This window comes from Endozoicomonas atrinae, assembly GCF_001647025.1.
In the GTDB taxonomy this organism is placed as follows: domain Bacteria; phylum Pseudomonadota; class Gammaproteobacteria; order Pseudomonadales; family Endozoicomonadaceae; genus Endozoicomonas; species Endozoicomonas atrinae.
Genome location: NZ_LUKQ02000364.1, coordinates 1 through 4,176 on the forward strand (window position 1 = coordinate 1; position 4,176 = coordinate 4,176).

4 protein-coding genes are annotated in these 4,176 nt (G+C 43.5%); 3 read left to right on the forward strand and 1 reads right to left on the reverse strand.

Translation table 11 applies throughout. From position 1 onward, the window contains the following. The first annotated feature begins 1,186 nt into the window (after positions 1-1,186). A complete protein-coding gene (locus tag AK963_RS26195; RefSeq protein WP_238593856.1) occupies positions 1,187-1,723 on the forward strand; it encodes a MauE/DoxX family redox-associated membrane protein in 537 nt (178 codons plus the stop codon). A gap of 135 nt (positions 1,724-1,858) precedes the next feature. Beyond that, positions 1,859-2,380: a rhodanese-like domain-containing protein gene (locus AK963_RS26200; RefSeq protein ID WP_238593857.1), complete on the forward strand. Its 522-nt coding sequence runs from the start codon at positions 1,859-1,861 to the stop codon at positions 2,378-2,380. A 387-nt stretch (positions 2,381-2,767) separates the two neighbouring features. On the opposite strand, the gene AK963_RS31590 is transcribed toward AK963_RS26200, so the two are convergent. Continuing rightward, on the reverse strand, positions 2,768-3,094 hold the full coding sequence (locus AK963_RS31590; RefSeq protein WP_083232907.1) for a site-specific integrase: 327 nt from the start codon (positions 3,092-3,094) through the stop codon (positions 2,768-2,770). A gap of 520 nt (positions 3,095-3,614) precedes the next feature. Here AK963_RS31590 and AK963_RS26205 point away from each other — a divergent pair. Beyond that, positions 3,615-4,106: a hypothetical protein gene (locus tag AK963_RS26205; RefSeq protein ID WP_066018300.1), complete on the forward strand. Its 492-nt coding sequence runs from the start codon at positions 3,615-3,617 to the stop codon at positions 4,104-4,106. Positions 4,107-4,176 lie beyond the last annotated feature (70 nt).

Consider the following 4,176-nt stretch of genomic DNA (forward strand, 5'->3'; position numbering starts at 1 on the left):
AGAGTCAGCTTAGTAAAATATTTAACTTTCTGGAACTATCAGACTTGCAGACCACCCCAAAAAGCTATACTTAACGACAGGTCATTTTGGACTGGTGTTTTGAGGACTTTTTACGCCGGTGATGACAACAATATCGCAATATAAATTTTTTAGCTCACTGGAAAAAACACTTGCAGTCCAACGTTTATTTATCTGATCACAATTTAAGTGAGACACTGCTGCTTTGGCATTAAATGTGGTTCTTTTGTTAAAAAAACCTGATGTGTTTATTTTTGGCTTGGTATAGTAAGACCGAAAATCCTGAGTTGCTACTTTGCGCTCATAGACACTTTTTGACTCTGGTCTTGAGAAAAATTGCCGCAGTGCAGCAAAGCGGGTGGTACTTTTTTCATGTGGTATGGTAACCGTTCTGCCGGATGAGGTCTTATAAGCTTTGTTTTCAGGCTGCCTTGAGGGGAGCAGTGGCTGATTATCTTCCGTTTTGCCTGATCCTGACGAACCCCATAGTCTCATGTTTCTTCCTTGTTTTTCAGGGGGCGCTCTCAATTAGCCATGAGTCCATTTGATCACACAGCATGAATGCGCGTGTGGTCAACCCGGAGAGCCACCCATGGGTGGCTGGTCACATGTCTAATTGAGAACGCCCCCTAATTCTATTCCATTAAAAATCTATCTGTACTAATTATAATAGGCTTTGAAAGAGACTATTTTCTTACAGTAAATTTTCTCGGCTGAATGGCTTAACTATTTGTTTTCAATGTTTTATTAGCGTTTTTTTATTCTGTTCAGGAAATTATGGATTCCAGTATGATGAAAAGTTGTCGAAGGTATCATCATATTAAGGAGTAAAAAGGGCTGTAAAAGGTATAAGCTGTCGATAGCTCAGTAACTTATTGAAATTAAAAATAAAAAGATCTGGCTCAGCTTTGAATTTCTCTCCCCTCTCACTTCTCTATCCCCGGTGTGCTGTTTCATTTCGAGGCACCATCATTTCTTGCGTCTTCTGGTTGTGAGGGTGTCAGCAGCCAATGGAGGTATTCCAGCCCGGAAGTGTTTGAGCCACCTTTATACTGACTGACATCAAAATCCACTTCACGTTGGGTTGTTATAGTCAGGGCTGATTCCCCAGTTTGGATTTCTGCCCGGTGTGAATAGTTCACCATACCGGCTTCGCTGCAGCAGACTGGTGTCCGATTACCTCATTGATTCGGAGTGCCCTGTGAACCATTCCCAACCGGCGTTTTCCATCCGGGATGTGCCTGCACCTAAAAAATGGCTGACGGCCTTTTACCACGTCGCCCGACTGTTTCTCAGTGGTCTGTTTCTTTACGCTGCCCTGAGCAAGTTGACCGATATCGATGCGTTTGCCGACACCATCTATGCCTTTGGTTTTGTGCCTGAAGGATTAACCCATCTAACCGCGCTTGCCGTTCTTGCTACGGAGATCATGGCATCACTCCTGCTGATGATGGATCGCCGGGGCGGACTGCTGCTGATTTTTCTGCTTACCTTGATGTTCCTTCTGGTGCTTGGGTATGGCATTCATTCCGGGCTAGATATTGACTGTGGCTGCTTTGGTGTGAACGACCCGGCAGGTAACGCACTGTCGAGCCTGAGAACGTCGTTTATCAGAAATATCGGTTTGCTGGGTGTGATGGCGTTTATCCAATGGGCAAGAGCACACCTGAACCTTCACCCAAAACCGTTTGCCTGTTTTCAATAACCATCCGTAGCCAACCTCATAACATTGTATTTCTGACCGATTTCTCAGGCGCTCTGGCTTTTAGCGGCAGCGTACCTGATCATGAAAGCCTTGATGTCATGTGGCGGCTACCTGACTGACTCTATGGGGGATAGTATGAAACGTGTAGCCATTTTGCTGTCGGCGCTTCTTGTTGTGGCCGGTGCCAGCTACGCCGGTTTGTTTGGCAGCAATAAATACGAAAAAGAGGTAGAGACGGAAACCAGTGCCGTCAACCTGGCTCGGGAAGCAGCCTCCGGAGGCTATCAACTGGTAACGACGGCTGAGCTGAAAGGCTGGATGGATGATGACAAACCCATGCTGATTATCGATGCCATGCCGCTGGAAGCCAGCTACAACAAGGCACATATTCCGGGGGCAAAGCAGTTTCTGTTCCCCATTCCGGATATGAAGGAGTGGAATTCTGCTGAAACCGAGAACCGTTCACTGGAAGATTACCAGGCATTACTGGGGAACGATAAAGAAATACCCATTGTCGTTTACTGCGGATTCGTAAAATGCACCCGCAGCCACAATGCCGCCATCTGGGCAAAAAAACTCGGGTTTAACAACGTCTACCGCTACCCCGGCGGGATTTATGCCTGGCAGGGGGCTGGCTATGCCATTGCCAGTCAATAGCAACGAGCAGGTCACAATGGTACAGGCTATTGGCACCATTCTGGTGTCAGTCTGTGCCAGGCGTTGTCGGTTAGAAGTACCCGTTTCTAACGGATATTAGCCCTGACTATGGGCTAAATGGACGTAGATTGATCGTTTTTAAAACACACCTCAGCCCTTCTCACTCGTGGGATTGTAAGTCATATAAAAGTCAGTGGAAGAATAATTGAGTTTACCTTTAACTGACGATATTTATTTGATACGTTAGTGCAGTTTTATCAGCCACGGTTAACTGCATCGTAGAAAAACCATCATAAAAGTCGTTGTTGAGCTATTTCATAACCTGCTCCCGGATGTCAGTACAAGACAGAAGTACAAGTGACGGGCGGTAGCGTGCTTTTTAAGTGATCAATAGAGTTTACTCTGTATCGATGGGGCTTCTTGCTCCGGATTGGTGTCTGTCCAAAATATGGGTATCAATCTGCGTGGTTTTAGCATCCTTATAGAAACTGCACACAACGCCAGGTTTTGAGTTGATACTGATAGTTTTCGGTGGACTGCCGGATAAATAAGAAACTGTTCAACTTCATTCTCCATCATATATTTTGGGTGCTGTTTATTGTGAAAATGGATGAAAAAGCGTATCCAATATAAATACGTTTTTTCGGTTCTGTAGCTGTACTGTCTGGTTCGAATGCAATGTTGAATAGACTCAATAAACGGTGATTTAGACATGATGGCTTCTATTTCTTATAACTGTATGTATATACAGTTATAATGATAAATTGGAAAATTGCCAAATTTTCAGCGCTGAAAAGCGCACTAATAATTCTCGATAAATACTGCCCGCCTCGCTAGTCCATTGTTTTTAATATATAAATCTCTTATGAAATTTTATCGAGAATTAAAATTCTCGATAAATATTGATTCTCGCTTTGATACAGGCTTGATAGGTTAATTGATGAATTTTTTAATTTAAAAAGCCTTATTTTGCAATAATTTAGCAACTGTAAATTGAAGAAAATTGAGCGAATGTTCCAGCTTGTAAAGGGGAGTTCGCACTAATAAGCGTTAGATTTTCGAGTTACCCACGAATACTGGACACTTATTGTTAAGTTGGATTGCAGGTATCAAGAATAAGTGACCAGTTTTTGCAGGCAACGCTATTTGTATACTGAATGTATTTGCAATGAAACCAGAGATCTGTGTAAAGCAGGAAGCAATAAACCACACGTCAATAACGTAAGGGACACCAATGACTGACCAATACCAATTTATCGGTAACGAAAGTAATGGATTGTTATTAAAAGGCTCGATTCCTGTCGGTAAAGCCATTGAACTGGCCGGTAAGGACTTCCATTTTGCAACGTCAAACATGGAGGGTTATGTTCGCTGTGCCCTAATGGTTGTGCAGATTGACGATATTATTCCCTGGAAACTCCGCCTATTTAAAACCTCATACCCAGAAGCGGTTTGGTTGCTGGATTTTGGTAACGGTGAATTCATGGCGGTAAAAGCGCATACCATTCCCCGTATGGTCAACATCCTGAGGCTTTTTGATAATTACAATACGGTCTCTGGGCAGATGGCACTGTCAAAAGAGGGTGATAGCGCTACGGTTAATATTGCTTCAAAGGACGGTCGCTTTAACGTTGAGCTTAATGGCTCAATTCAGGGGGATACTACGCTGTGTCATCACCGGCGTAAAAAGTCCTCAAAACACCAGTCCAAAATGACCTGTCGTTAAGTATAGCTTTTTGGGGTGGTCTGCAAGTCTGATAGTTCCAGAAAGTTAAATATTTTACTAAGCTGACTCT